Below are 25,955 nucleotides of genomic sequence, written 5' to 3'. Positions count from 1 at the left end.
TTACCCTTTTTTTTAATTAGCTCACAATAACTTTTTTGTTATTTGTGTAAATGTTAAAACTATCCCTCTTTACGAAACCTATAAGGGTAATGTCAAATTTATTCGCTAAATCTATAGCAAGACTAGTTGGCGCACCAACGCCTATCATAATTCCAATATCAGTCATCAATACCTTTTGAACAAGTTCAAAATTTAGCCTTCCAGAGCAAGTTATGAATTGAGTTAAGGGATTAATTTGCCCATTAACTAAAGTACAACCGATAAGTTTATCTAAAGCGTTGTGACGACCCACATCCTCTTTAACAGAGATCAAATCACCGTTGTTGTTAAACAAGCCACTCGCATGAATACCACCAGTTTTACTGAATTCAGATTGATTTTCTCGAAGGATGTTAGGGGATTTAATTATAACTTCTTTAGATATTTTAGGCTGATCTGGATTTGTCTTATTTTGTTTTATAATCTCTAATGCATCTAATGAAGATTTACCACAGACACCGCATGAGGAGTTTGACATAAAATCTCTCTTAATCTTTGTGATGTCAATATTTTCTGAATTATTTAAAGTCGCTAAAATTTTATTTTGAATGTTGTATTGACCAACCTTATCACCAAAACTTTCTACAGTATCAATATCTTTAATATCTTTTATTAATTGTTCGTTGAAAAGAAAACCTCGCACTAAATCTTTATCATCACCAGGAGTTCTCATCGTAATTGATAATATTTTTGTAACCCAATGATCGTTCTCTTTAAATTTTAATGAAATCTCTAAGGGTTCTTCAATAGAAACTAAATCCTCAAAATTTTCAAATTTATTAGAATTAAATTTTAAAACTTTATACTTAGAGTTCATAAGTTATTTTAAGGGATAATTTTTTTTAAGAATAAATTTATTAATCAAAATAGCTAATAATAAAATTATAATACAACCAAAAATTATTGGGCTAATCAAATATTCATAAGAAACACTTCCAATAATTACTATGATTGGATTTCCACCTGCGGGAGGATGAACTACATTTAATAAAATCATTAATGAAACCCCGGCACCTACTGCAAGAGCGATGTTCATATAAATTGGTAAAGGTATATAGTTTACAAAAATTATCCCAACTAATGCTGTTAACAGATGGCCAAAGAAAACATTTTTTGGTTGAGCAAATGGACTTTCTGGAAAACCAAATAATAAAACCATAGAAGAACCAAATGAACCAGCAAGAAAATACCCCAGTGTACTTTTATAAGTAAGAACAGTTAAGACACCGATTGTAAAAGCTGAAAAAAAACCTGCAATCAATGCTTTCTGCAAAAGTGGTTTAGTAATTTTAATCATTAAGTTTTTAAAGCCTTTAAAACTGTTCTAAGTGGAAGCAGTAAACAATCTTTTCTTGCAATATTCTTTTTATCAAAAATTTCTTTAAAATCTTTCCAATGTTTTTCTAAAATAGTCTTTACATCCGTAAATAAATTTTCACTTGATAATGCAAAAGACTTAATTTCTTCTACATTTTTATCTTTTATTTTTCGTGAGAGTAAGCTGACTGAGGCCTGGCAATAAACACAAGATTTACATTGATAACCCATATCTTTTACAACATCGTCTTTAACAACTAGGCTAATTTCCATCTCATCACCACATAAAGGATTTTTGTGTTTTGATTTATGTGTAAAATTTTCTAGGATTTTATTGTTATCGGTATGAGATGCTATTTCTAAAATTCTAAGATCCATTATATTTCTTTAATTAAAGTCTTAATGTTTTATATTTTGTAAATGGATCATAGCAAGATTTTAGGTGTAGTTCTAGCAGGCGGAAAGTCCCTAAGATTTGGGGAAGACAAGTCCCAAGTAAAATTAAAAGATAAATCACTAATAGATTATGTTTTATCTGAAGTTATAGATGAATTTAAAGAGCTGTTAATTATATCCAATAATTCAATAAAATTTCAAAAATCAGAGAAGATTTCAGTCATTAAAGATTTTAAAAATAATTTAGGGCCACTAGGAGGTGTTTTGACAGCAATGAAGTGGATAAAAGATAATAATAAGGATTACCAATGGATCTCTACCTTTCCAACTGACACTCCATTTTTTAAAAAACAAATATTAAAGGATTTTTATGACAAGGTAAGTCTTCAAAAAAGTAAGCTTTTTTTTATTAAATCCAATAATACGAGACACAATATATTTGGTCTATGGTCTATTGATTTAATTGATAAATTGGAGGATGATTTAAATAAAGGAAATAGAAAAGTTGAAGATTGGGCGGATAGTGTTGGGGTGGAAATAATTAATATGAAATTTGATAAAAATGATCCATTTTTTAATATAAATACTAAAGAGGACCTTGAAGAAGCTAAAGTAAATTTATTAAATGATTAATTATCAAATAGCAAAAAAAATTTTAAAAAAAAGTATCATCAAAATCAAAGATGAGAAAATTAAAAGTGTTAACTCTTTAAATAGAGTTGCTTCAGCAAATATTTATTCAAGCATTGATTACCCATCAGGGAATAATGCAGCTTTTGATGGTTTTGCAATTAATTCAAAAGATACAAAAAATATAAATAAAAAAATAAACCAAAAATTTAAAATCATAGGATCCATTGCAGCAGGAGCAAGACCCTTTAAGAAAATTATTAAAAGATTTGATGCAGTTGAAATTATGACAGGAGGTATTATTCCAAACGGCTTTGATACCATCGTCCCAATTGAAAAAATTGTTTTTTCTCCAAGTATTAAAAATAGAAAATATATTTTGATTAATAAAAAAGTGGATAAATTTAATCATGTTAGATTTAAAGGATCTGATTATAAAAAAAATGAAATTGTTCTTAAGAAAAATTCGATTATTCAACCTAATCATATATTAACATTTAAAACTCTTGGAATTAAAAACATAAGTGTTAAAAAAAAAATAAATATTTTATTTTTTTCAACTGGAAATGAAATATCTAACCAAGATAATATTCCTGATTGGAAGGTTAGAAATTCTAATTGTCACTATATTAAAAATTTAGACCAAAATTTCTTATTTAATTTTAAGAATGGGGGCATCTTAAGAGATAGTCATCAAAAAGTTTTTAAAACCAAAATAACCAAGATGTTAAAATCTAGTACTGATATTATTATTACTTCAGGTGCAGTTTCGGCAGGTAAATTTGATTTTGTGCCAGATGTTATTAGATCTTTTAAATTATCAAATTTTTTTAAAGGTGTTGCAATAAGACCAGGAAAACCAATTTTATTTGCAAAAATCAAAGGAAATCAAAAAGTAATTTTTGGTCTACCAGGTAACCCAATGTCATCAGCTGCATGTTTTAGGTTTTTTGTTTACCCATATATTGAAAATATACTGGGCCTTAATGAAGAAAAACCTTTAAGGGCTATTTTAAAAAATAATTTTACTAAGAAGGAAAGTTTTGTAAGATTTGCTAAGAGCAAACTGAACACAACTAAAAATGGAAAAGTAGAAGTGGAAATTCTTGAGGGTCAGGAATCGTATAAGCTGAAATCATTCGTTAAATCCAATATTTGGGCTTTATTACCAGCTGGCAAGTCTAAGTTTAAAAAAGGTGAAATTGTTGAGTGTTTTTTTCCTAATCACTCTAACAGTTCATTAATTTAACCAATGTCATTTTTGTTGTAGTTAAATCTATTTAGAATTAAATATCCTGATATGTTTCAACTGAAAAACCCTAAAATAGCAGTTCCTGTTGTTTTGTTTGCTGGTCTTATATGGTCATTTGGACCATTGGTAGTTAGGCATATGGATGAACCACATTTAATACCTTGGCAGTATATATTTGGTAGAGGATTAACAATATTCATCTTACTAAATCTCTATTTATTTTTTGAAGAAGGAAAAGATTTTTATAAAAATTATTTGAAGATGGGCTTATCTGGAATATTAGGGGGGGCCGGCCTAGGTGTTGCAATGATCTCTTTTATGTTCTCTATAACAAATACTAGTGCCGCTATAACTTTATTGTGTCTAGCTGCTATGCCATTTTTTACAGCTCTTCTTGCTTTCTTATTTTTACAAGAAAAAATTTCTTTAAATGTTTGGGTATCTATTTTAATTGCCACTGTGGGTATCAGCATTATGGCTGTTGGAAATAATACGGAAACATCATTTGTAGGATTTATTTTTGGGATTACCTCTTCATTAGGATTTGCAGTATTTTCAGTTACTTTAAGATGGCGTAAAGAAACCCCTAAATTTACAACCACTGCTTTTGCTGGATTGTTTTGTTTTGTTTTTGCAGCGATAGTAATTTTAAATAAAGACTTAGTTTTCTTTTCATCAAGTTATAACAGTTCTTTATTTTCCCTACATGGAACTTTAGTTTGCTTAGGTTTAATTTTATATTCAATAGGATCCAAAGCAATTCCAGCTGCTGAATTAACTTTATTGTCTCTTACAGAGGTAATAGGTGGAATTTTTTGGGTATGGTTACCTTTATTTGGTATCAATGAAATTCCAACAACCAATACTATTATCGGTGGTTTTTTTCTTTTTATATCTCTTACCTATTACAGTTTAGTAATGAGATGGAATAAAAGATATATCGGATTAAATTAATTTTATGGAAAGACCAGATTTTTTTTCACTAAAAAATGGGGAGAAAGTTAAACTTCCTTTTTCAAATTCTGAATATGATAGAAGAGTAAATAATTTAAGAACAGTAATGGATCAAAATAACTTGGATATGGTTATTTTAACTTCAATGCATAACATTGCTTATTACACAGGGTTTATTTATTGTTCATTTGGAAGACCTTATGGATGCGTGGTCACAAAAAATAAAATCTCAACCATTTCAGCAAATATTGACGCCAGTCAACCTTGGAGAAGATCACACTCTGACAATGTAATTTATACAGATTGGAAAAGAGATAATTTTTTAAGAGCTATAGTCTCTATTATTGGACGAGACGATCCTCCTAAAAATATTGGTTTAGAAAATGATCATGTCACTTTAGATATGAAGGAAAAAATTGGTTCTATATTTACCTTTTCTGTTTTTAGTGATGTTTCAAAAGATTTAATGCAACTAAGAATGATTAAATCTAATGAGGAAATAGAAATTATTAAAAACGGAGCAAGAATAGCTGATTTAGGTGGAGAAGAAATTGTTAAAAACATCAAAGAAGGCAATACAGAAATTGAGATAGCAATTGCAGGTCGTGATCGAATGGAACGTGAAATTGTAAAATCATATCCTGATGCTGAATACATGGATACTTGGGTTTGGTTTCAATCAGGTATCAATACTGATGGCGCACACAATCCAAAAACAAACAAAAAACTTAATAAAGGAGATATTTTATCTCTTAATACTTTTCCAATGATTTCTGGATACTATACAGCTTTAGAGAGAACATTATTTTTAGATCATGCTGATGATGAAAGTCTTAAAGCTTGGGAAGCAAATGTTAAAGTTCACAAAAGGGGATTGGAGCTTATAAAGCCAGGTGTTAAATGTTCAGATATCTGTCATGAGTTAAATGAATTGTTTGCAGAACTAGGATATTTGCATTACCGAACTTTTGGATACGGACATTCTTTCGGAGTGCTTTCTCATTTTTATGGAAGAGAAGCAGGATTAGAACTTAGAGAAGATATAGATACAGTGCTTGAAGAAAATATGGTTATCTCAATGGAGCCGATGATAATGATCCCTGAAGGAAATCCAGGAGCAGGTGGGTATAGAGAACATGATATATTGGTAATCGGTAAAGATGGCGCAGAAAATATTACTAAATTTCCTTTCGGGCCTGAACATAATATTATAAAAAATTAAAAATTATGAGTGATACTAAAACTATTGTTAATAGCTGGAATGAGTGGGATCCATTAAAACATGTAATTGTTGGTAGAGCTGATGGAACTTGCATACCAGCTCCAGAACCAGCACTAGATGCTAAAGTTCCTGAAGATAGTGACATGAGAGGTCAATTTGGTCCACGAATTAAAGATACCGTAGATAAAGCTAATCAACTCTTAGATGATTTTTCTAATATGCTTATTAAAAGAGGAGTTAAAGTAGATCGTCCTACTCCAATTGATTTTAATCAAAAAACTTCAACGCCTGATTGGGAAGCTGAAACAATGTTTGGCTGTATGCCACCAAGGGATGTTTTGCTTACTGTTGGAAATGAAATTTTAGAAGCCACAATGAGTTATCGTTGTAGATGGTTTGAGTATCTTTGTTACCGACCTTTGCTTCAAGAATATTATAATCAAGACCCAAATATGAGACATGAGTCTGCTCCAAAACCTAGGTTAACAGATAAGGATTATAGAAAAGATTATTTGTCAGATAAAATTGGTATTCAAAAAAGATTAGAGTGGACAGAAGATAAATTTTTTGTAACCACAGAAGAAGAACCATTATTTGATGCTGCGGATGTGCTTAGATTTGGAAAAGATTTAGTTGTTCAACATGGTTTTACGACAAATTTAAAAGGAATTGATTGGTTAAAAAGACATTATAAAGATCATAGAGTTCATGCTGTTAATTTTCCAGGTGACCCTTATCCAATCCATATCGATGCAACATTTACCCCAATTAAAGAAGGTTTAATTATTAATAACCCTCAAAGAAGATTACCACCAGAGCAAAGAAAACTATTTGAGGATAATGGATGGGAAATTGTTGATAGCGCACAACCTGCTCATAATGAACCACCTCCTTTATGTTATTCATCTACTTGGTTATCAATGAATGTATTAGTTTTGGATCCAAAAACAGTATGTGTTGAAAAAAGTGAAGTTTATCAGCAAGAACAATTAGATAAATTAGGCATGGAAGTTTTGCCGGTAGAATTAAGAGATGCTTATGCATTTGGTGGAGGACTTCATTGTTGTACAGCAGATGTATATAGAGAAGGCACTCTAAAAGATTATTTTCCAAAACAATAATATGGCTAAAATTAAAACAAAAAGGGAGCGAGTTAAATTCGCTTCAGACAATGTTGCTGGTGCTTGTCCTGAAGTTTTAGATGCAGTTTTAAAAGCGAATGATGGTGATAGCACTCCTTATGGCAATGATGAAATCTCAACTGAATTACAGGATAAATTTTCAGAGATATTTGAAAAAGAAGTAATTGTTTTTCCAACAGCATCGGGAACTGCTGCTAATGCTTTAGCACTATCAACCATGACACCGTCATTTGGAAATATTTATTGTCACAAATTATCTCATATTAATACGGATGAATGTGGTGCTCCTGAATTTTATACAGGGGGAGGAAAATTAGTTGCTTTACAGGGTATTGATGGAAAAATTACCGCTGATGAATTAGATCAATCTATTGGTGGAAAAGGAATAGTGCATCACACACAACCTTCATCAGTAAGCATTACCCAAGTTTGTGAAACTGGAGAGGTATATCAATTAGATGAAATTAAAAAAATTTCAGATGTTGCTCATAAACATAATTTAAAAATGCATATGGATGGTGCAAGATTTGCTAATGCATTAGTATCCCTTAATGCATCACCTGCTGAGATGACTTGGAAGTCAGGTATTGATGTTTTGTCTTTTGGAGCAACGAAAAATGGATGTTTAGCAGCAGAAGCAATAATTTTCTTTAAGAAAGATTTAGTAGGAGATATTGCATTTTTAATGAAAAGAGCAGGGCACTTGTTATCTAAAATGCGATTTGTCTCTGCTCAATTAGATGCTTATATTTCAAATGATGTCTGGTTGAGAAATGCAAGACATGCAAATAAAATGGGAAAAAAATTAAGTGAAGGATTGTCTAATCATTCAAATATTAAACTTTCATACCCAACAGAAGCCAATGAAGTTTTTGCAAAGTTTCCAAGAAATATGATCGAACATTTAAATTCAGAAGGTTATAAAATGAATGAAGACGAATTGGATGGAAAATCAACAAGATTAGTCACAGCTTGGAATACTCAAGATAGTGATGTCGATCAATTGTTAGAAATTTTAAAAAACTCTAACTAGGGTTTTGTTTTAAAAATTCAATATACTTTACCACTTCATCAAATTTCTCATCAGGAATATCTTTGTAGCTTGCATCGAAATGATCTTTGACACAAATTGCAACATGAGCATAGGGGTTTCTCCCTTTGGGATGATTTGGATGATCGGGCAGCTGCCCCCCCAAATAATCGCCAGCTTCCTGTATCATTTTCCACAGTTTACTTGCGTTTTCTTTGTTCATATGTTTTAAATTCTAATTCAATTAACCCTTTAGCGAAAATCATAATTCCTAAAATTGCAGGAACTTTACCAATGGGCAAATGATCCATAGTGATATAGTTAAAAAAAAATAAAAATATTCCTATTAATAATTTAATTATAGCTCCTTTATTTTTTCTTAAAAAGTTCATGAAAATTAGTATTTGTTGATAATAAATGTCTTTATTAAATTAGCATAATTGGTGATGAAAATTAAAAACTATATTCACCATTAAAATTTATAAAAATTAATCAGTATCTTGTTTATCTTTAGGTCTACTTCCATTTAAAATTAAAACACCAAGTCCTCCAAATACATAAGGCGAAAAAGTTGATAATGGACCTAAAAAATGTGTGAGATTTATTTGTGCAAAATTTCCAAGCAAAAAATCTGCCACTCCAAGAACTATTAAAATGTAACCTACTATTTGTCCCATAGGTAAACTTTATTGATATAGAACAATAATTTCAATAAGAATTTTTTCAATTTAAACGCGAATATTTAAATCAATAATTATTGTTTAAGAAAATTTTTATGAAATTATATTAATATAATGAGAATATTTTTATTTTTTCTATTAATCCAAATTACTTTTAACTCTAATTTGATTGCAAATGAAATTGATCTTAATGATCCTTATTTCAAATTAGGTTGGAAAAATTTAAACAATTCAACAAATAAAAGTATAGAAATCCCAAATACAAATGCTTCGATTGAAATAGTAGACTCTGAAATTTACTTAGACACAAAAGAAGATATAAAAAATTATGAGGAATACTTATATAGTGAAGAAACTAGCATTGATGACATTAGTGAGAGCTTAATCATCTCAGATAAAGAACAATATTATACAATCAAGGCCCGGTATTATGACGAAGGTTATGTAACAACAGATAGATTTAAGAATTTTACATCAAAAGATATTATTGAAACATTCAATAAAAGAAAATCTGATAGTATGAAAAAAATAACTTGGATATTAGAACCTACACTTACTGAAAATAAAGTATCAAATTATGGTTATAGAGTAAATTGGCCAGAGGGTGATGTGGCATACGTATATTTAAGTAATATTCTAGGTAGAAATGGTTTCTTGCAATTAAAAATGACTTTAATGGGTGATGGTAATGAAAATGATGATTTCTTTAATTATTATCAGAGTATAATTGAGGAAATTTCATCAACAGTTAAGTTCAACGATAAATTTAGGTACTCAGATTTTGCTCAGGGAGACTATATATCTTCTTATACTTTAACAAATATTATTGATGGAAGTTGGGGTCAAGGGGTAGCTACTGATCTTACAAATATAGAGGCGTATTGTTTAGTTACCACTGGAGCACTAAAAAAGGCTGGTATAACCGAAGTAGACTACCCAAGATTTGCAGGCAAAGTAATTACTTTTTATATAACAGATGTTAAAAATGAAATAATTGATATTTCTTCAGATGACGATGTGAGCGTGTTATCAGGAATGTATGGTATTCAAGATATAAAAAATTTTCAAAAATTAAATATATCTCCAAGCGATCCAAATACTTATGATGTCAGCTATACAAATATAATTGAATTAGTGGGCGACAAAGCCACAGATAAGGTAAAATACGAATACAAAAATAAATTAGTTATAAAAGAGGGAATACCCAAAATTCTATTTGCTAAAATTGATCAAACAGGACTGTCATTTAATAAATGGAATTTAACATTAGGTTGTCAGGATAAAGAATATACAGCTGCAGAAAAACAAAAGGCTAAGAAATTCGCTAGCTCAAATTTATTAAAAGGCACAAATGGTGAGCCTCCACCTTATTTTTTTAAACTTGCAGAGAAGATGAAAGAACTAGGATTAAAGGGAAAAGATATTCAAACTAGAAATTTGAATACTAAAAATTCCAATGAAACTAAAGAGACTAAAGTTGCAAATAGTTCTTACTCAATATTTATAGAGGAGGATTTTGATACAGTTTTATTTTTAAATAAAACAGGGGGAAGTGTAAGTTTTGGAGGTCGAAAATTGATAGATGGAAAAATAATTTCTTACGGTGGTTATGAGTATTTTAAAGTTGTTTATGATCGAAATGATAATAAAGCAACAACGTTTATTCAACCAGCCTCTATGTCAAAAGATGGTAAAATGGAGAGTTATATGAAAGATGGTTTTCAAGTAGATAATTTTATTTGGAAGTTTGATGTAAGAGATGATGACCAAATAATGATTTCCTCTTCACCTGAATACTTAAAACAATTAAAAGCTTATGAAGCTTCTGATACCATGTTTTCAATTTCTACCTTAACTGATGAGTTTTGGTATGCAGGAACTTTTAAGCTAGTCAAAAACCTTGATGATTTGCTTGAAATATATAATAACAAAAAAACAACTTACTGTAGCATCTTAAAAGAAAAATTCATACAAGATGGGTTTAATACAGAAACACAGTATATCTACAAAGATTATTTAGATTTTAATGCTAGGAAGAATATAAATTGTTAAATAAATTTTTAGTAAAAATTTTATTTTTAATACTTTTTAGTATTTTTCAATTTAATTTATCACACGCAGACTCAATTAAAAATTATGAAAAAGGAGGTATTAAATTAGGCAAGAGTTTATTAGAATTAATGACACTTGATGAAATTATTGAAGGTTTAAATCCAATTTCAAAAGGAGAAGATTATATTGCAACAGTGTATGTTCCAAATCCTTTTACTTATCCAGATGAGCTAGGATTATATTTAGCAGTATTTGATCCTGAGGATGAAAACTTTAAAATTGAAGGTTTTTATCTATTTGAGAAATTCCCAAATGATTTTGAGGGATGTATGAAAAAACAAGACGAATATGTGAAAACTAATAGTAAATTATTTAATCTTAAGCCTACTGATTATGGAGTTCAACCTAGGCCGGGTGGACCTGGTAAATGGCGAGCAGTGATTTTTGAATATCCACGAAAAAAAGAAACTTCATCAGTTCTTTGTTATCATTTTGAAGATGAACCTGAAAGAAATAACCTAAAAATGGGAGTTTTAACAAGAAAGTTTGCAGACTATATTTCTGTTAGACAATAGTTTTAAATGAGCACTTTACCAATATGGAGAAGATCCTTTAAAAAAATAAAGAAAAGAAAAAAGAAATTATAATTTAATTTGGTGACCTCTCAAATTCAAGTAGCTTCATAAAAGTATTAACTAAGTGAATATGTTTTATTTTTTTACCTTCTAAATAAATTTCAACTGTATTTTTCCAATCCTTACAATAAGTTAACCTATTCATCATTTTATTTTTTACGTAATTTCTCATTAATGATAAGTCCTTTCTTTTTTTGAATACTCAAAATACAATTTGAATATAGTTAGCCGGACTTTTCTTATGACATTATTCCACTCTTCTTCAGAGTTATTACCTAACCAAGGTAAATCTTTTTTTTTAAAATTGAAAACTTCAAAAAATACCTGATCCACAGATCGAAGTAGGTAGTTAACGTCTTTTTCGTCGTGGATTGAAATTAAGTTAATTAATTTTTCATGATCAGAAAGATTAACTATCTTTCCTTTTCTTGTCTTTTTTTTCATTTTTACCTTTATGAACTGAAAGTTCATTAAAGATAATGAATAGATCTATTTTGCTGACTATATAATTTACCATTAAAAACTTTCGTTCTTAGTTGTTAGTTTATAGGTAAAATCATTTAAAGATCCCTCACACTTATACCTTTTAAGTATATGTTAAAATTTGTTTTAACTCTCAAAAGGTTGGCAGTGTAATCTGAAGGCAGGAAATATACATTCGTCAGCATTAATTAATGTATATATCTTGCCTTCATAAAACATTTAAACATTACCTTTTATAAAAATACATGTTTATTATAAAAATTCAACAGATGAATTTATTTTAGAGTTAGGTTAGGGTTATCTAATGATTTTATATCTAATAGGAATTTTGTCTTATGTAGTTCCTGGTGCTTGGGTAAATTACACCTTAAATAAACATGACGATATTTTACCAAATATGCCTTTTACAGCAAAGGAATTTGGTTTGGATTTACTCAAGGAGAAACATTTAGAAGAAGTTAAAATTGAAGACACAAAAATTGGTGATCACTATGATACCAATTCAAAAACTGTAAGAGTTAAACCTGATAGATTAGATAAAAAAAGCATCACGAGTATTACAGTTATTTGTCATGAAATAGGTCATGCAATTCAACATAAAGAAAATTACCCTCCTCTTATCAGAAGACAGATAATCATCTCTAAAACAGAATGGTTAAATAAGTTATCAAGTTTGTTATTATACGCTGGTATTCCAACAATATTAGCAACAGGTGCAATTCCCTTTATAAGAATTTGTGTAATAATAATTTTTGCATCTATCCTAATTAATATGATTGCCCATCTAGTAACCCTTAATGTTGAATTAGATGCTAGTTTTAAAAGAGCAATGCCAATATTGGAAAAAAAAATACCAGAAGAATATCATTCATCATGCAGATCTATTTTAAGAGTTTGTGCCTTTACCTATGTAATTGGTTCATTAACAAGCATATTAAATCTTAAAAACGTTTGGTTTTTATTAAGAGCAGTCATCTTAAGAAGATAACTTTATTGAGGAGTGGGGTTAAAGTGAAATTTATGAAAAAACTTTTTAGGATCTAATAAAGTTACACCAAAGAAAGCGATGTATTCTAGGATTAAAGATAACCATAAATTACTAGAGATACTTGAACAAGGTACAGTTTATACTTACTGTGATTAGTTAAACTTTTTTTGAAGGGGCGTAAAAAATAAAAAAACTAGAATTGCACCATTAAATGTCACTGCTATCTCATGAATAAAAGCACTAATAGGACCCATTACAATAGGACCTGATAAAAGAGTTATTACCAAACCAACTACAAACGTAATTGTGTATAGCTTTCTTCCTAATTTCTTAAAGCTATAAACAAAATATAAAGATACGAAATAAGCTATTAAATAAACTGCAACAATAATTCCAAACAAAAGACCGATAGACCCTTCATTGTCAATAATTCCTGAACTAATAGTTTCATTTATTTGATTAACTTCATATGGCTCATTAAAAGCACTTATTATCAATGCAATTAAAGCAATTATACTAAATTGGATTGTTTTCTTGAATATTTTTTCCATATTGTATTATTTATATTAAATAATTAATTTTGATAAAGCAAAGATGTTATTAATAAAATTACTTCCATTTTTAAACGATATCCTTAAATTTTTTAAAAATATTCCAGATCTTATTTCAACTTCTTTTAATGATATTTTAGTTTTACCAGAAAATTTACAAGATATCTTAAGAGCTATAACTAACGTAATAAGATATCATGATAATGAAAAATTTTATCAAGGTTTATTAATAGTAATAACTATATCTATAATAATTTATATTTTTTATTATTTCTTCAAGAATAATAAATGAATGATAGCTTACAATCAGTTCTTATATACCTTATTTTTCAATACTAATTTATAATGTATTTATCAAAAAATATCAGGTACGATTTACTATGTTAATTATTAAGAATTATTCAAAGATAAAAATCTTTTTTGTCTTAAATTTATTAATTGTACTTTTTTCTTTAAGTGCATTAGCAATTGATAGAAACATACCTAAGACAGATGAGGCATGGGATAAAGCTATGCAATCTCTTAACTGGAAAGAAGGGCCTTTGGTTGTTAATTATAATCAAGCAAACTCAAAGATAAGCATTCCATCTAATTTTGAAATTTTAGAGGGTGAGGATGCTCATCAAATGCTTTATTGGGCCAATGGTGTAGATTTTGATTATGTGGATGTATTCGCTTTTAGTCAAAACAGTGGACAGTATACGTTTTCTTACACAGACTCAGGATATGTAAAAACTGATGATTGGACTGATGTTGATCCTGATATATTTATAAATGAAATGAGAGAAAATTATAAAGCTAGCAATATTACCAGACAAGAAAATGGTCAACCTACAGTATTGAATGTTAACTGGAAAAAAAAACCTTATCTAGATGGAACTTATAATTCTGTTTATTATGCCTTTAACATTACTTGGTCTGATAATAGTTCAACCGTTGAAGGAACAGCAATAATCTTAGGGAGAGAAGGCTATACTACTGGTTCTTATGTGGCTGGTAAACTTGGATACCAGGAACAGTTGCTTTTAAATTTATCAAAAATACACAAATTTAATGCCACCAAAGAATACAAGGATTGGAAATCAGGTGATAAAATTGCTGCAGCTGGAATAGGTGCACTTCTTGCAACGACGTTAGGGGTCAAAGCTTTAAAACCAGGAATTATTGCAGCTGGTTTATTATTATTAAAAAAATTCTGGTTTATAATATTCCTACCATTTATTTGGTTGGGTAAATTATTTAAAGGCTCAAGTAAAAAAGAAGAATGACAAAATAAATGTTTGGAACTGGTCAAGTTTTTTTAAACTTATCGTTTTATGCAATACTTCCGGTAGCGCTAATATTTTATTACGTCTATAAAAGAGACAAATTTCCTGAACCTCCTAGAATTGTATTAATAACTTTCTTATTAGGTATAGCCACTACATTTCCAATAGGAATATTAATCATTGCTGTTGAAGGTTTTTTGGGAACTCTGAATCTAGGTATAGAGAGTAGCAATTTTTTTATGTCTTTTATAAGAGCTGCATTCTTAGAAGAGATGATGAAGTTTTTTGTAATCGTATTTTATTGTTTACATTTAGATGAGTTTGATGAACCAATGGATGCATTGGTTTATGGGGTTGCAGCCTCTCTTGGTTTTGCTGTTATTGAAAATTGGGAATACGTATTGGGTGCAAGCAAAGATGGCCTTGAAGTTGCAAAAGATGTTGCTTTAATAAGGTCATTTACTGCAGTACCTCTTCACGCTCTAGCAGGCGTATTCATGGGTTTTTTCTTAATGGATGCAATTTTTCAAAAGCATAATAGAAAATTTTTTTTATTTTTAGCATTGTTTTTTCCAGTATGTTTACATGGATTATACGATTTAATTCTCTTTTCAAAAAATATATCAGATTTCTATATATATATTTTATTAATTATTTTTTTGATAAGAGCAATATTCATATTTAGAAAAGAAAGACAATCTCAGAATTTAGAGACAAAAAGAGTTAAAGTAATACCAAAAACAAGCGATATAGTTTTTGTTATTTTTTTAACTTTTATTATTTTATTTATAACAAATTATTTTATTGATTATGCTATGTATAGGTAAATGAATAAGCTTTTACATTCTAAAACAGGAAAGTTGTTAAGTAGTGCATTAAAGAAAAAGTTTAATACTAAGAAATTTTGTGAAGAACTAGTAAATTTCGAAAAAGAAATTAAAAATTACTGGAACATTGTTGATTTAGCTATTATTAAGGCATTAAATCTAAAAGATAATAAAAAAATTCCAAAGAGATATAAATCTATTCATTATAGAAATAAAGTTGATTTTTTTAAAACGTTATCTCCCACATCATTTGTTTATGAAAACTTATTATCCATAAGAGATGGTTCAGGTTATGGCAAAAATGTAAATTATCTAAATTGTGGACTATTAACTTTTGGATATTCGACAGGCATAAAAGATGATTTTAAAATTCTTTTTGTAGAGGAGGATTTTTTAAGCCACACAGGCACTGTAGAAAATGAAATTTTTGTACCTATTTTAATAATTAATAATAGTAAGAATTTAAAAGATATTTCAAAAAAAGTAGTGGAGTACTATATAAATTATAATAGATTTGGTGTGAAGCTCCCACCTCCTGATTACGGAGATATGGATCACTGGTTTAAAGATGACATATTTAGTGACATGGATGTTTTTATAAATGAAGACAAGCAAAGATATATTGATATTAAAATTATGGAAAAAATATTTAAGAGAGGTTTTTCAATGAAAATTAAGAACTCCTCTATGAGAAGTTTTAGAAACTATTTTGATCCAAAATACAAGTCAGTACCTAATGGTGCTTTTGATATTTACTTCCATTTTGTGAACTTTAAAACTTTTCCAAATATTGGAAAACATTGTAATTTATTAAATGCTAATAAAAAAGTTTCATTTAAAGTGACTGAGTAAGAATGGGGTTTTTATATTTAATAAAGTTACATAAAGTTATTCTGGAAAATATAAATTATGAAAAAAAAAGTAATGAAAAAAATTCTATTAATTTTATCTCTTAGTTTTATATCATTTAATAATTTAAGTTTTTCAGAAGAATACAAGTTACCCAATATCAAACCAAAAGATTTAATGAATGATGGTTATGTATTGCATTCAATAACACCTATTTCAGAGGAAGGACCTAGAGTAATGCTTTATACGTTTATTAAAGACAAAACTAAAATAGTATCCTGCGTTATTGAATTATTTGATATAGCTGGGGAGTTCCATACTTGTTATAATGTGACTAACTAGATGGAAGAATATAAAGGAAAAAAAATTGAGCCAGGAACGATTGATAATATAGAGTTAGATAATTTTCCAAATATTTTCCAGAAAGGAAAATATATAGGTTTTTGTAATTCAGATGGTTTGCCACATGGTTTAGGCGAACTTACTTCTTCAAAATACAAAGATACTAAATGCAATGGTGAGTGGGAAGATGGAGCATTTATCAAAGGCACATATACAAACGACAAATATATAAACGAAGGATCATTTCAATTAAACGAAGGATCATTTCAATTTTGTGAACGTGTCGGTTCTGGGGATTGGGAACTACATGGCCAAGGAATTGAACTTCATTTTGATAATTTACAAAATTATGAAAACAATAAACCTATTGGACATGTGAAAGGTTTATTCAATTATGGTAGTTTAGTTGAAGGTGAAATTTTGCATCCATCATTAATTAATTATTCAGATCACGAAGGCATAAAAAAAATTATTTATCAAAAGCCAGATATTAGAGAAGTATTTGATAAAGAATTTAAGGGAAATATAAAATTAACTTTTGGTGAAATTTTTTATGATGATGGATCACATTATAAAGGAGAAATAGATTTTGATTTACCTTATGGTCTAGGTACGATGACTTTAGCTGATGGAAACAAAAAAACTTGTCATTGGGTTCATGGCAATGTTTTAGAATAAAATTTATCAATAGCCACGACTCAGTCTTCTATAATCCTATTTAGTATTAGCTAATTAACTCAACTTGAATAAGAGTTCTAGATTTGTTAGTCTTGGATAATGAAATTTTATTTACAAATAGCATATTTGTTAAGTTCTTTTGGGCTTTGATGTTTACAGTTGTACTTTATGGCAAAAAAAGAGAACTTTAAAAACTCGTATACAAATAAAATAAAACAAAATTTAGAATTTTTTACTGAATATGAATATATTTATAAAAAGAATAAATTATTTAATCAATTATCCTCAGAAAACCAAGATTTATATCATCAATCTAAAACTTATAAAAAACTAACCAATAAAGATTATAAAAAACTTTATGACAGGGCGGTAAATATTTCTTATGGAATAGGTCATATCGCAGATACTGTTGGATTATTTACAAGAAAAATTAAAAAACCAATTCAAGGTAGCACTCTTAATAAAGGTGATTTTCAATATATTGATTTTAAATGTGGAGATCTTTATTTAAGGAAAAATGTTATTTTAAAAAATGATAATATTCATTGTTATAAAATTTTTTCAAAATTTGTTGATAAAATTGACTGTAAATTAAACAGATTTAGATGGGGAATGAATTATCATGTTCCAACCTCAAAAAAAGAGACAAATAAATTAATTAACACTCAAACAGAAAAACATTCTTTACTTTGTGGACCAGTATTTATTACAACAATACTATATAATTTTCATAACAAAGATCATATTCTTTATTTAACAGCAGATCTAATTTGGACTGATTTAAAAGCAGTAGTAAAACTCATAAAAAAATTAAAAAATCTAAAAAAAATTATTTTTGTTGATTATGGAAGTATAATTATTATGGAACCAAGAAAACTTAAACACAATGAAGGTTTGAGACATTATATAATCAATTATTGTAATAATCTAAAATTTAAGTGGCGGTCTTCTGCACCAAGATTAAAAAATTCAATTCATTTAAATAAATTAAAATTATTCAGAAAAAGTATTCAAAATAATGTCTCAATAGAATTTTTTAATAGTGATTATGATATAGAAGTTGGTGATTTCTATAAGGATGATTGCCAAAAGATTTTAAGGGATGCTAATGTTATTGAAAACTAGTGTAGTTCTAGTGTAGAATGACGATGTCCGTGATTTAGAAAAAACTCTACTTGCTTCGGACATAAAATAATAACGCTAAAGGAGCATATATGGCAACAGTCAAAGGTCTGTACGACCTAATCAAAAAAGAAGAGGCAGAAGGAAAAGAGTTAAATCCTTTTTTTCAAGCAATCGTTGATACTTATGAAGCAGATGTACCTCAAACTACTAAAGAGGTAAGTGCGACTTTCATTAAAAATAAAAATGGAGGGGATAATGGCAACTCTTAAGGAAGTTTATGAGCTTTTAAAGCAAAAACAAAAAGATGGTGAAGATATAGGAATGTTTGGAGAATCTTATCTTAAAATGATTGAGGTTGAAAGTAACACTAAAGAGGTACATGTTTCATTTGTGGAAAACAAAGAGAATGACTAATATCTAAATTGAAACCCTTAACCCTTATTGTTAGGGTTGAGGGTATGAAAAAATTAGATGATAAAAAAATAAAAGGCATCAGTATAGAACTTGATAAAAGCACGAAACTTAACGAATTAGATGACACGATTTTAGATTTTCAAAAAAACACAGATGATAAGCATGAAATAGATGTCAGAGTTGATATTCAAAATACGACTTTGCACATGAAACGAATTAAAAAACCTCACTTAAAACTAGCAACAAAAGACGGTAAACAAGTTGATAAATTGGAGAAAATTTTAGTTAAGCATATTGATGACAAATATTAATATACTTAAATCATATCTAATATCGTTACTATTAAGTATCTCACTTATTACAATTGTTAGTGCTGAAAATGAATTTCCATTAGATCCTGCAATTACATATGGCAAACTAGAAAATGGTTTAACTTATTACATTCGGGAAAACTCTACTCCTAAAGATAAAGTTGTAATGAAGTTATTTGTGAATACAGGTTCTGTTATGGAAGAGGAACACCAAAGAGGATTAGCACATTTGTTGGAACACATGGCTTATAATGGTTCTAAAAATTTCCCTAAAAAAAAAATTGATGAATATTTATCTTCAATTGGTCTTAATTTAGGTTCTCATTATAATGCTTACGCATCTTTTCTTGAAACAGTGTATGACTTTGAAATCCCAACTAAAAATAAAAGAGATATTGAAACAGCTATTCAAATTTTAGCGGATATAGCAAAAAATTTAGATTTAACGCCAGAGGCTTTTGAGAGAGAGCGTAAAATTGTTGAAGAAGAATACAGAACAGATATTGGCAACGATAAAAGATATGTAGATGAAATTCATAAATATATTTATAAAAACTCTCGACTTTTAAAACGAAAACCAATTGGGACATTAGAAGTTATTCAAAACTTTAAATACGAAGATGCAATAAGTTATTATAAAAAATGGTATCAGCCAGAACGAATGGGTTTATTTATAGTCGGACAAATTGAGCCTGAAGAAATAAAAGAATTAATCAATCAATATTTTGGAGAGTTTAAAAATTCAGAAGAAACTATAGTGCCTGATTATAAAATACCTAACTTTGAGAAAAATCAATTTTTTATATATCAGGATCCTTTAGAAGAAAGTGTAAGAATTTCTATATGGGAGAAAGATGATTTTAAAAAGATAAATACTTTTAAAAATTATCGCCAAGCAATTATTAGCTATTTAGTTGATGATATCTACCAAAGAAGAATGGATGAAATTAAAGAACTTAATCAAGCTGGATTTACTAATAGTTATGTTTTTGATTACAGGATTAATGATTTAGATATGTATTATGTGTCATCTACTTATTTAAAACAAAATAAAGTTACCTCAGGTATTGAAGATATCCTCACTATATTTGAGCAAATTAAAAGATATGGCTTTTTATCAAGTGAACTTACATTAGCTAAAAAGAGAAGATTAGAATATCTAAATAAAAGTTTAGTAGAAGAATCTACTCGTTCTTCTGAAAGTTTTGTTAGTGAATACGTCAATCATTTTCAGTATGATGAAATGATTACAGGTATTGCTAAAGAAATTGATTATTCATCAGATATTTTAAATTCTATTTCTGTTGAAGATTTAAATAATTATTTCAAAAATTTTTATAAAGCAGAGAATAGGATTATTTTAATAAGTGCCCCAGATTATATTAAAAATTTGCCTTCAGAACAAGAACTTGAGAATCTGTTCACAAAAGTTAGTCAAAAAGAAATTAAACCTTACAAATTTGAATTAAATCAAGTTGAATTAATAAATAAAGATTTAACAGGAAGTAAAATTGTTAAAAGAAAAAGATTTCCACGAACAGATATTACAAAACTTACTTTACAGAATGGTGCTGAAGTTTTTTTAAAAAAAACTGATTTTCAAAAAGATAAAATACGTCTTAGAGCATTTAGTTTAGGAGGTTATTCAACAGCAAGCTTAGATAAGATTGCATCTGCAAAATATACAGAAGATATTTTAGTTAGTGCTGATTTAGGAGATGTATCAGTTAATGAAAAAGAAAATATGTTTCAAGAAAATATTGTAGATGTCGTTCCATATATTAGTCGATTTAGTGAAGGGGTTAGCGGTACATCTAATAATAAAAATTTAGAAGATATGTTTAAGATGCTTTACTTAAACTTTACAGATTTAAGAGTGAAACAAAATCATGTAGATCGTTTTAAAGAAATTGAAATTAATCAATACAATATTGATAAAAAAAGTCCTAAACACCAATCAGATCTAGATTACCGATCAAAACTTTACCAAAATCATCCTAGAATGGAATATGCAACAGATGTTTTCTTTAACACCATAAATCTAAAAGAAGTCCAGGATTTTTATAAAGATAGATTTATAGATGGAGGTGGTTTTGATTTTGTCATAGTAGGTGATTTTGAGTATGAAATGATTGAACCACTAATTGAAAAATATATTGGAAGTTTACCTAATTTAGAAAGAAAAGATCCTCCTATTGATCATGGTATCAGATACACAAGAAATAGAGAGTACAACGAATATAGGGAAGATAATGCAAAAAAAGCAGATATTTTTAGAGTGTATTTCAAAGATTATAAATATTCATTAAGAGATAAAACAAAAGCATATTTGTTATTTTCAGTATTAGACAAATTGCTATTCGATAATGTGAGAGAAAAAGACAATCTTGTATATTCTATTTCAGCTTCAAAGTATTTTGATCAAAAAATTCCAGAAGAATTATTAAGTTTTTACATTTATTATAGTGCAGACCCTAATAATGTTGATCAAATTAATACAAGAATAGAAGAATTGATAAAGAATGTTCAAAATAAAGAATTTGACCAACAAATTTTTAAAGACCAAAAATTAGCTTTAAAGAAAGACTTTGAAGCCAGTTTAAAAACAAATAACTACTGGCTTACCTCTATTGTAAATGCTGAAAAGTATAATCAAAATATTGAGCAGGTGACTTATTTAAAAAATATAGTGGATAGCATTACTTTGAATGAAACATCAAAGCTAGCCATAAAACTATTTGATGATAAATATTTTGAAGATGTAAGTTATATTGCTGATTAAAGAAAACAAGATAAATATGAAAATATTATTGAGGAACAAGTGAACAGAGACTCTTACTTAAATTTTTTAGAAAAATTTAATATTTCTAATGAAGATTTTATTGAATATGGATTAAATGACATAATCTTTATCCCAAATGATAAAGTTATAAGTGAATGGGAGATTTTAAAAAATAAAGTTTATTCCAATCAAGAAGCATACATTAGAGGTATGGGTAGAGATGCTACAGGTACAAAATATATGCTTGAAGTACATAAAAGTCTCTTTGGTAATTCAAATATTAAAAAAGACCCTTCAAATAATGCTCATCCAACAAAAATTTTAGAAAACTTAACAGGGTTTTCAAAAAGAAAATTGAAAAATTCAAATTTAATTAGCAATTATCAGGTATCACATATTTTTGGACGTACTAAAAATGCACTTATGTTTATGGCACCGTGGAATATTGGTTATATTCCAAAATTATTTGATCCTTTTTCGGGTCACGAGTCTAAAGGTGAATTAACTCAAATATTTTCTACAAAATTAAAAGAAATTACTTATGAAAAATTTAAAGTACAAATTGATGATTATAATAATATCGTAAATAATTCTAAATTTGTTGATAGTTTAAATTCATCAATAGAAAATTTAAAATCTAATAATAGTGAGATGTCAGACAAATTATTAAATTCTATTAAGGATGAATTTTCAGAGATAAAAATATAATGAAAAAAAAAGAAGTAATTTTTTATGATGGCAATGCATTTCCATCGCATGGAGGAACTCTAGAACTAAAACCAGACAACAAAGGAATCGATCATGGAATGGGTCATATGCGAGAATTTCAATTAACTGATAGAAAGATTAAAAACTTTTGGAAAAAGGTGGATGAGCTTGATGTCTGGGGTTGGGAGAAAAATTATACATCTGTTGACGAAATTTGTGATGGTCATGTTTGGGAGCTACGTCTAAGAAATAAAGATGGAAAAGCAAAGGTTGTGAATGGTTATGAAGAATATCCTCATAATTTTAATAAATTAATTAAGGCTTTAAATAATTTATTTGGTTCAAAAATAGAGACTATTGAAGATTTAAATACAGAAAATGAAGTTATTGAAATTAGTACTGAATATTATGGAGGTGGACAGTACATATTATTAGATAACGACAGGGGGTTAGTAGAGGAGCATATGGATGGAGAGCCTATTAAAGTTAAGATAGATGAATTTAAAAAGCAAAACTTCTGGAAAAAAATAGATGAACTTGGTGTTTGGAATTGGCATAGCAAATACCCCCACAGACAACCAAAATATCAATCAATGCCTGACCTGACTAATTGGAAATTAAAAATGATTTATCATGATAAAGCAAAGTATTGTTCGGGTTATGACTCTTTTCCAAGAAACTTTAAAAAATTTGTTAAAGAACTTAGCAATTTAATGGGGGTAGAATTCAGAATTGATTAAAGATAATAAAGGACAGTAACCATGATAGAATTAGGAGAAAATAAAATTGTCTAAACAAGATTTATTGGAGTTTAAAGGAAAAGTGATGGATCTCCTTCCAAACGCAATGTTTAGAGTTCAGCTAGAAAATGGGCATACGGTTACAGCTCATACTGCTGGAAAGTTAAGAAAAAATCGTATTAGAGTTTTACAGGGTGACAATGTTACTGTGGAAATGACACCGTACGATTTAACTAAAGGTAGAATAATCTTTAGAGGTTAAATTTTTGCCTCGGTAGCTCAGGAGTAGAGCAGAGCCCTGAAAAGGCTTGTGTCGCATGTGCGAATCATGCTCGAGGCACCACCATCCACTTTCTTAAAGTATTTAAATATAACTAATAAATGAGTCAATCTGACTCGAATATAATGTGATATTATATTAAAAATTCAATTAAGATTCTTTATGATTAAAAAAAGTTTTACATTTATTGATTTATTTTCTGGGGTAGGTGGTTTTAGAATACCATTAGAGAAATTAGGGGGTAAATGCATCGCTTATTCTGAAATTGATAAGCACGCAATAGAAGTTTATAGGCAAAACTTTAAAACTACTGATGAAACTTTTTTAGACGATATCACTCTAGTAAAAACAGTTCAAAAATCTGATTTAATAGTTGGGGGTGTGCCATGCCAAGCCTGGTCTGTTGCTGGAAAAAAACAGGGCTTTGATGATCCAAGGGGTAAACTCTGGGAGGATACAATAAGAGTGGTCAAGAAAACAAAACCAAAGGCTTTTATATTTGAAAACGTAAAGGGATTGTACGACCCAAGAAATAAAGCATCTTTAAAACTAATTATTAGTGAATTTAGAAAGTGTAATTATGAAGTGTACCATAAAGTTTTAAATGCTTATGATTATGGTTTACCTCAAAATAGAGATAGATTGTTTATTGTAGGTATTAGAAAGGATATTAAATCAGATTTCAATTTTCCTATACCAACAGGTAGTTCCAAGCCATTAGCAAAAATTATTGATAACTTAGATATTAAATCAAACCATTTGAATAAAAAAAAGTTTATTCCTAAAAACCTTTTTGGAGAAAAAATTCCTTTTTCACGTAATCGTTTTCAAAAAGATGATGAATTAAATGATTTTTTTATATTTTGCGATACCAGAGATGGGCATACAACTATTCATTCTTGGGACTTAATTAAAACCACACAATTAGAAAAGAAAATTTGTTTAGCTATTTTGAAAAATAGGAGAAAAAAAATCTATGGTGAGTGGGATGGAAACCCTTTAAGTTTTAAATCAATTAAGGAATTAGTCAAAGAGACAACATTAAAAAATTTAAAAAGTCTCATAAAAAAAAATATTTTAACACAAGAAGAAGATGGTCGTTATGAATTAATGAATACAAAAAATTCTGCAGGCATAAATGGAGTTTATAGAGTTTTTTTACCTCAATCAGATATATTCGCAACTATCACTGCAACGGAAAACAGAGATTTTATTGCCACAAAATCAATCTCTGGCAAAAACCCTGATGATTATAAAGCCAAATTTATCAATGAAATATTTTTAAAGAAAAATTTTAGGCTATTAACGGGAAGGGAGTCGGCTAGATTACAAGGGTTTCCAGATAGTTTTAAAATCCACTCAAATGATAAAATTGCAAAGAAACAATTTGGTAATGCTGTACCTACTAACGTCGTTTATCATTTGGCTAAAGAGATAGTGTAATTAAAATCTCTTAATCTTTGATTATGCTGTTTACTTTTGTAAACATTTTTTTTTGATTTTGATCACCAACTTTCTGTACCGTTCTAATAAGATCATCGTATACATCAAAGCCTGCAATAGCATTCCAGAAATTTTCCTGAATTAAAATATCTTTTTCTTTATCAAATATTTGAGTTGAAAATCTTGAATATGGTTTTGGGTGATAAGGATTATAGGGAAAACCTATTATAGCCGATATGGAGTTATAATCATAGTTCGCAAAACCTAAAGCAAGCCAATTCATTAATTTAAGTTTTAAAGCTCCTGCTTCTTTCATATTGCTTTTGGGTGATGATATATCAATAAACATTAAATTTCTTTTCTTGTCTTTTATAAAAACATCTACAACCTTGTCTTCATGGAGACCTTCATCTTTTTCAGCAAAAGATTTGATTTTTTCTGAAAGATCTCCTGCATCGGGATTTATTTTTTTCTTACGTATATTTTGATAAAGATCATAAATTTTATTAGAAGTAGATTTATTAATATTATATGGAATATGATATTGAGTCTGAACTTCCTTGCCAGCTGCTTCACCTAATATTCTAGCTATTTCTTCATATCCACCTTTTGTATTTTGTCCAAACCATGTTGCAATAGAAATTCCAAATGAATATATGGCAGTATTTTTTTTGCCAAATATTCCTTCCATAAACGGCATATACGTAGTCTCTCTTTTATATGAATTCATCTTATTCTCTAAAGCAACTTTTAAACCTTTTTCAACTTTAGTTATTATCGATTTTTTGCTTTTCATTGATTCATTTTTTTAAAATAT

At 28.5% G+C, this 25,955-nt stretch carries 33 protein-coding genes and 1 tRNA gene; 25 read left to right on the top strand and 9 right to left on the bottom strand.

The features are described from left to right. Positions 1-16 precede the first annotated feature (16 nt). Genes fdhD through AC5SLZ_RS04970 form a run of 3 tightly spaced genes read right to left on the bottom strand, consistent with a single transcriptional unit; the run spans position 17 to position 1,734 of the window. Positions 17-856, bottom strand: coding sequence for a formate dehydrogenase accessory sulfurtransferase FdhD (gene fdhD, locus AC5SLZ_RS04980; protein WP_494615211.1), 840 nt, complete (start codon positions 854-856; stop codon positions 17-19). A 3-nt stretch (positions 857-859) separates the two neighbouring features. Beyond that, positions 860-1,336 (bottom strand): HPP family protein, encoded by a 477-nt coding sequence (locus AC5SLZ_RS04975; protein WP_028036621.1) that lies wholly within the window; start codon positions 1,334-1,336, stop codon positions 860-862. Then, positions 1,336-1,734, bottom strand: a complete 399-nt coding sequence (locus AC5SLZ_RS04970; protein ID WP_028036622.1) for an iron-sulfur cluster assembly scaffold protein — start codon at positions 1,732-1,734, stop codon at positions 1,336-1,338. Before AC5SLZ_RS04970 ends, AC5SLZ_RS04975 begins: the two co-directional genes overlap by 1 nt. 42 nt (positions 1,735-1,776) lie before the next feature. Between AC5SLZ_RS04970 and mobA the strand changes: the two genes are divergently transcribed. The 6 genes from mobA to AC5SLZ_RS04940 are packed head-to-tail and all read left to right on the top strand — an operon-like array spanning position 1,777 to position 7,985. Continuing rightward, entirely contained in the window at positions 1,777-2,385 is a 609-nt protein-coding gene (gene mobA / locus AC5SLZ_RS04965) for a molybdenum cofactor guanylyltransferase (protein WP_028036623.1), read from the top strand. Then, positions 2,378-3,631 (top strand): molybdopterin molybdotransferase MoeA, encoded by a 1,254-nt coding sequence (locus tag AC5SLZ_RS04960; RefSeq protein ID WP_494615209.1) that lies wholly within the window; start codon positions 2,378-2,380, stop codon positions 3,629-3,631. The genes mobA and AC5SLZ_RS04960 overlap by 8 nt, the downstream gene beginning before the upstream one ends. A gap of 51 nt (positions 3,632-3,682) precedes the next feature. Beyond that, positions 3,683-4,588, top strand: coding sequence for a DMT family transporter (locus AC5SLZ_RS04955; protein ID WP_028036625.1), 906 nt, complete (start codon positions 3,683-3,685; stop codon positions 4,586-4,588). Positions 4,589-4,592: 4 nt separating this feature from the next. Next, on the top strand, positions 4,593-5,810 hold the full coding sequence (locus tag AC5SLZ_RS04950; protein WP_494615207.1) for an aminopeptidase P family protein: 1,218 nt from the start codon (positions 4,593-4,595) through the stop codon (positions 5,808-5,810). Between the two features lie 5 nt (positions 5,811-5,815). Next, positions 5,816-6,931, top strand: a complete 1,116-nt coding sequence (locus tag AC5SLZ_RS04945; RefSeq protein ID WP_494615206.1) for a serine/threonine protein kinase — start codon at positions 5,816-5,818, stop codon at positions 6,929-6,931. 1 nt (position 6,932) lies between these two features. Continuing rightward, on the top strand, positions 6,933-7,985 hold the full coding sequence (locus AC5SLZ_RS04940) for a threonine aldolase family protein (protein WP_494615205.1): 1,053 nt from the start codon (positions 6,933-6,935) through the stop codon (positions 7,983-7,985). On the opposite strand, the gene AC5SLZ_RS04935 is transcribed toward AC5SLZ_RS04940, so the two are convergent. Both AC5SLZ_RS04935 and AC5SLZ_RS04930 read right to left on the bottom strand, forming a co-directional pair. Next, positions 7,978-8,205 carry a hypothetical protein gene (locus tag AC5SLZ_RS04935; RefSeq protein WP_494615204.1) on the bottom strand — a complete coding sequence of 76 codons (228 nt, stop codon included), beginning with the start codon at positions 8,203-8,205 and terminating at the stop codon, positions 7,978-7,980. The genes AC5SLZ_RS04940 and AC5SLZ_RS04935 overlap by 8 nt on opposite strands. A gap of 265 nt (positions 8,206-8,470) precedes the next feature. Then, positions 8,471-8,659, bottom strand: coding sequence for a hypothetical protein (locus AC5SLZ_RS04930; RefSeq protein WP_494615202.1), 189 nt, complete (start codon positions 8,657-8,659; stop codon positions 8,471-8,473). A 117-nt stretch (positions 8,660-8,776) separates the two neighbouring features. Here AC5SLZ_RS04930 and AC5SLZ_RS04925 point away from each other — a divergent pair, with 117 nt between their 5' ends. After that, positions 8,777-10,714: a DUF2167 domain-containing protein gene (locus AC5SLZ_RS04925; RefSeq protein WP_494615201.1), complete on the top strand. Its 1,938-nt coding sequence runs from the start codon at positions 8,777-8,779 to the stop codon at positions 10,712-10,714. Beyond that, complete coding sequence (locus AC5SLZ_RS04920) at positions 10,708-11,289, top strand: hypothetical protein (protein WP_494615200.1); 582 nt, start codon at positions 10,708-10,710, stop codon at positions 11,287-11,289. Before AC5SLZ_RS04925 ends, AC5SLZ_RS04920 begins: the two co-directional genes overlap by 7 nt. A 73-nt stretch (positions 11,290-11,362) precedes the next feature. On the opposite strand, the gene AC5SLZ_RS04915 is transcribed toward AC5SLZ_RS04920, so the two are convergent. Then, a complete protein-coding gene (locus AC5SLZ_RS04915) occupies positions 11,363-11,521 on the bottom strand; it encodes a hypothetical protein (RefSeq protein WP_494615199.1) in 159 nt (52 codons plus the stop codon). Continuing rightward, positions 11,521-11,793 carry a hypothetical protein gene (locus AC5SLZ_RS04910; protein WP_494615198.1) on the bottom strand — a complete coding sequence of 91 codons (273 nt, stop codon included), beginning with the start codon at positions 11,791-11,793 and terminating at the stop codon, positions 11,521-11,523. The genes AC5SLZ_RS04915 and AC5SLZ_RS04910 overlap by 1 nt, the downstream gene beginning before the upstream one ends. Before the next feature lie 343 nt (positions 11,794-12,136). Here AC5SLZ_RS04910 and AC5SLZ_RS04905 point away from each other — a divergent pair, with 343 nt between their 5' ends. Further along, positions 12,137-12,820: a zinc metallopeptidase gene (locus AC5SLZ_RS04905; protein ID WP_494615196.1), complete on the top strand. Its 684-nt coding sequence runs from the start codon at positions 12,137-12,139 to the stop codon at positions 12,818-12,820. A gap of 152 nt (positions 12,821-12,972) precedes the next feature. Here AC5SLZ_RS04905 and AC5SLZ_RS04900 read toward each other — a convergent pair whose 3' ends face one another. After that, on the bottom strand, positions 12,973-13,371 hold the full coding sequence (locus AC5SLZ_RS04900; RefSeq protein ID WP_494615195.1) for a hypothetical protein: 399 nt from the start codon (positions 13,369-13,371) through the stop codon (positions 12,973-12,975). 43 nt (positions 13,372-13,414) lie between these two features. Between AC5SLZ_RS04900 and AC5SLZ_RS04895 the strand changes: the two genes are divergently transcribed. The 16 genes from AC5SLZ_RS04895 to AC5SLZ_RS04820 all read left to right on the top strand — a co-directional run bounded on the left by AC5SLZ_RS04895 (position 13,415) and on the right by AC5SLZ_RS04820 (position 25,138). Continuing rightward, positions 13,415-13,663, top strand: coding sequence for a hypothetical protein (locus AC5SLZ_RS04895; protein ID WP_494615194.1), 249 nt, complete (start codon positions 13,415-13,417; stop codon positions 13,661-13,663). Positions 13,664-13,751: 88 nt separating this feature from the next. After that, positions 13,752-14,639 carry a DUF2167 domain-containing protein gene (locus tag AC5SLZ_RS04890; RefSeq protein ID WP_494615192.1) on the top strand — a complete coding sequence of 296 codons (888 nt, stop codon included), beginning with the start codon at positions 13,752-13,754 and terminating at the stop codon, positions 14,637-14,639. Between the two features lie 8 nt (positions 14,640-14,647). Beyond that, a complete protein-coding gene (locus tag AC5SLZ_RS04885; protein ID WP_494615191.1) occupies positions 14,648-15,466 on the top strand; it encodes a PrsW family intramembrane metalloprotease in 819 nt (272 codons plus the stop codon). Next, positions 15,467-16,318 (top strand): hypothetical protein, encoded by an 852-nt coding sequence (locus AC5SLZ_RS04880; protein ID WP_494615190.1) that lies wholly within the window; start codon positions 15,467-15,469, stop codon positions 16,316-16,318. It abuts the gene before it with no gap. A gap of 57 nt (positions 16,319-16,375) precedes the next feature. Continuing rightward, positions 16,376-16,657: a hypothetical protein gene (locus AC5SLZ_RS04875; protein WP_494615188.1), complete on the top strand. Its 282-nt coding sequence runs from the start codon at positions 16,376-16,378 to the stop codon at positions 16,655-16,657. Beyond that, positions 16,658-17,335 (top strand): hypothetical protein, encoded by a 678-nt coding sequence (locus AC5SLZ_RS04870; protein WP_494615187.1) that lies wholly within the window; start codon positions 16,658-16,660, stop codon positions 17,333-17,335. It abuts the gene before it with no gap. A gap of 168 nt (positions 17,336-17,503) precedes the next feature. Further along, entirely contained in the window at positions 17,504-18,460 is a 957-nt protein-coding gene (locus AC5SLZ_RS04865) for a hypothetical protein (protein ID WP_494615186.1), read from the top strand. A gap of 89 nt (positions 18,461-18,549) precedes the next feature. Beyond that, positions 18,550-18,729 (top strand): hypothetical protein, encoded by a 180-nt coding sequence (locus AC5SLZ_RS04860; RefSeq protein WP_494615185.1) that lies wholly within the window; start codon positions 18,550-18,552, stop codon positions 18,727-18,729. Then, the gene (locus tag AC5SLZ_RS04855; protein WP_494615183.1) at positions 18,716-18,874 is read left to right on the top strand and encodes a hypothetical protein; all 159 of its coding nucleotides are present in this window, start codon (positions 18,716-18,718) and stop codon (positions 18,872-18,874) included. Before AC5SLZ_RS04860 ends, AC5SLZ_RS04855 begins: the two co-directional genes overlap by 14 nt. A 44-nt stretch (positions 18,875-18,918) precedes the next feature. Beyond that, the gene (locus AC5SLZ_RS04850; RefSeq protein WP_494615182.1) at positions 18,919-19,185 is read left to right on the top strand and encodes a hypothetical protein; all 267 of its coding nucleotides are present in this window, start codon (positions 18,919-18,921) and stop codon (positions 19,183-19,185) included. Beyond that, positions 19,172-21,967, top strand: a complete 2,796-nt coding sequence (locus AC5SLZ_RS04845) for a M16 family metallopeptidase (RefSeq protein ID WP_494615181.1) — start codon at positions 19,172-19,174, stop codon at positions 21,965-21,967. The genes AC5SLZ_RS04850 and AC5SLZ_RS04845 overlap by 14 nt, the downstream gene beginning before the upstream one ends. Before the next feature lie 39 nt (positions 21,968-22,006). Then, positions 22,007-22,675 (top strand): hypothetical protein, encoded by a 669-nt coding sequence (locus AC5SLZ_RS04840; RefSeq protein ID WP_494615179.1) that lies wholly within the window; start codon positions 22,007-22,009, stop codon positions 22,673-22,675. Then, a complete protein-coding gene (locus AC5SLZ_RS04835) occupies positions 22,675-23,415 on the top strand; it encodes a hypothetical protein (RefSeq protein ID WP_494615178.1) in 741 nt (246 codons plus the stop codon). Before AC5SLZ_RS04840 ends, AC5SLZ_RS04835 begins: the two co-directional genes overlap by 1 nt. A 46-nt stretch (positions 23,416-23,461) precedes the next feature. Next, on the top strand, positions 23,462-23,677 hold the full coding sequence (gene infA, locus AC5SLZ_RS04830; protein ID WP_494615176.1) for a translation initiation factor IF-1: 216 nt from the start codon (positions 23,462-23,464) through the stop codon (positions 23,675-23,677). Between the two features lie 6 nt (positions 23,678-23,683). Beyond that, positions 23,684-23,758 (top strand) — tRNA-Phe (locus AC5SLZ_RS04825). Positions 23,759-23,857: 99 nt separating this feature from the next. Further along, positions 23,858-25,138 carry a DNA cytosine methyltransferase gene (locus AC5SLZ_RS04820; RefSeq protein WP_494615174.1) on the top strand — a complete coding sequence of 427 codons (1,281 nt, stop codon included), beginning with the start codon at positions 23,858-23,860 and terminating at the stop codon, positions 25,136-25,138. A 10-nt stretch (positions 25,139-25,148) separates the two neighbouring features. Here the strand turns inward: AC5SLZ_RS04820 and AC5SLZ_RS04815 are convergent, their stop codons facing one another. Beyond that, positions 25,149-25,934, bottom strand: a complete 786-nt coding sequence (locus AC5SLZ_RS04815; RefSeq protein ID WP_494615172.1) for a TdeIII family type II restriction endonuclease — start codon at positions 25,932-25,934, stop codon at positions 25,149-25,151. Positions 25,935-25,955: the final 21 nt, after the last annotated feature.

This window comes from Candidatus Pelagibacter sp. PS_06 (assembly GCF_059418045.1).
Note: the sequence above shows the minus strand (reverse complement) of the source record. Positions and strands in the feature narration are given on the sequence as shown.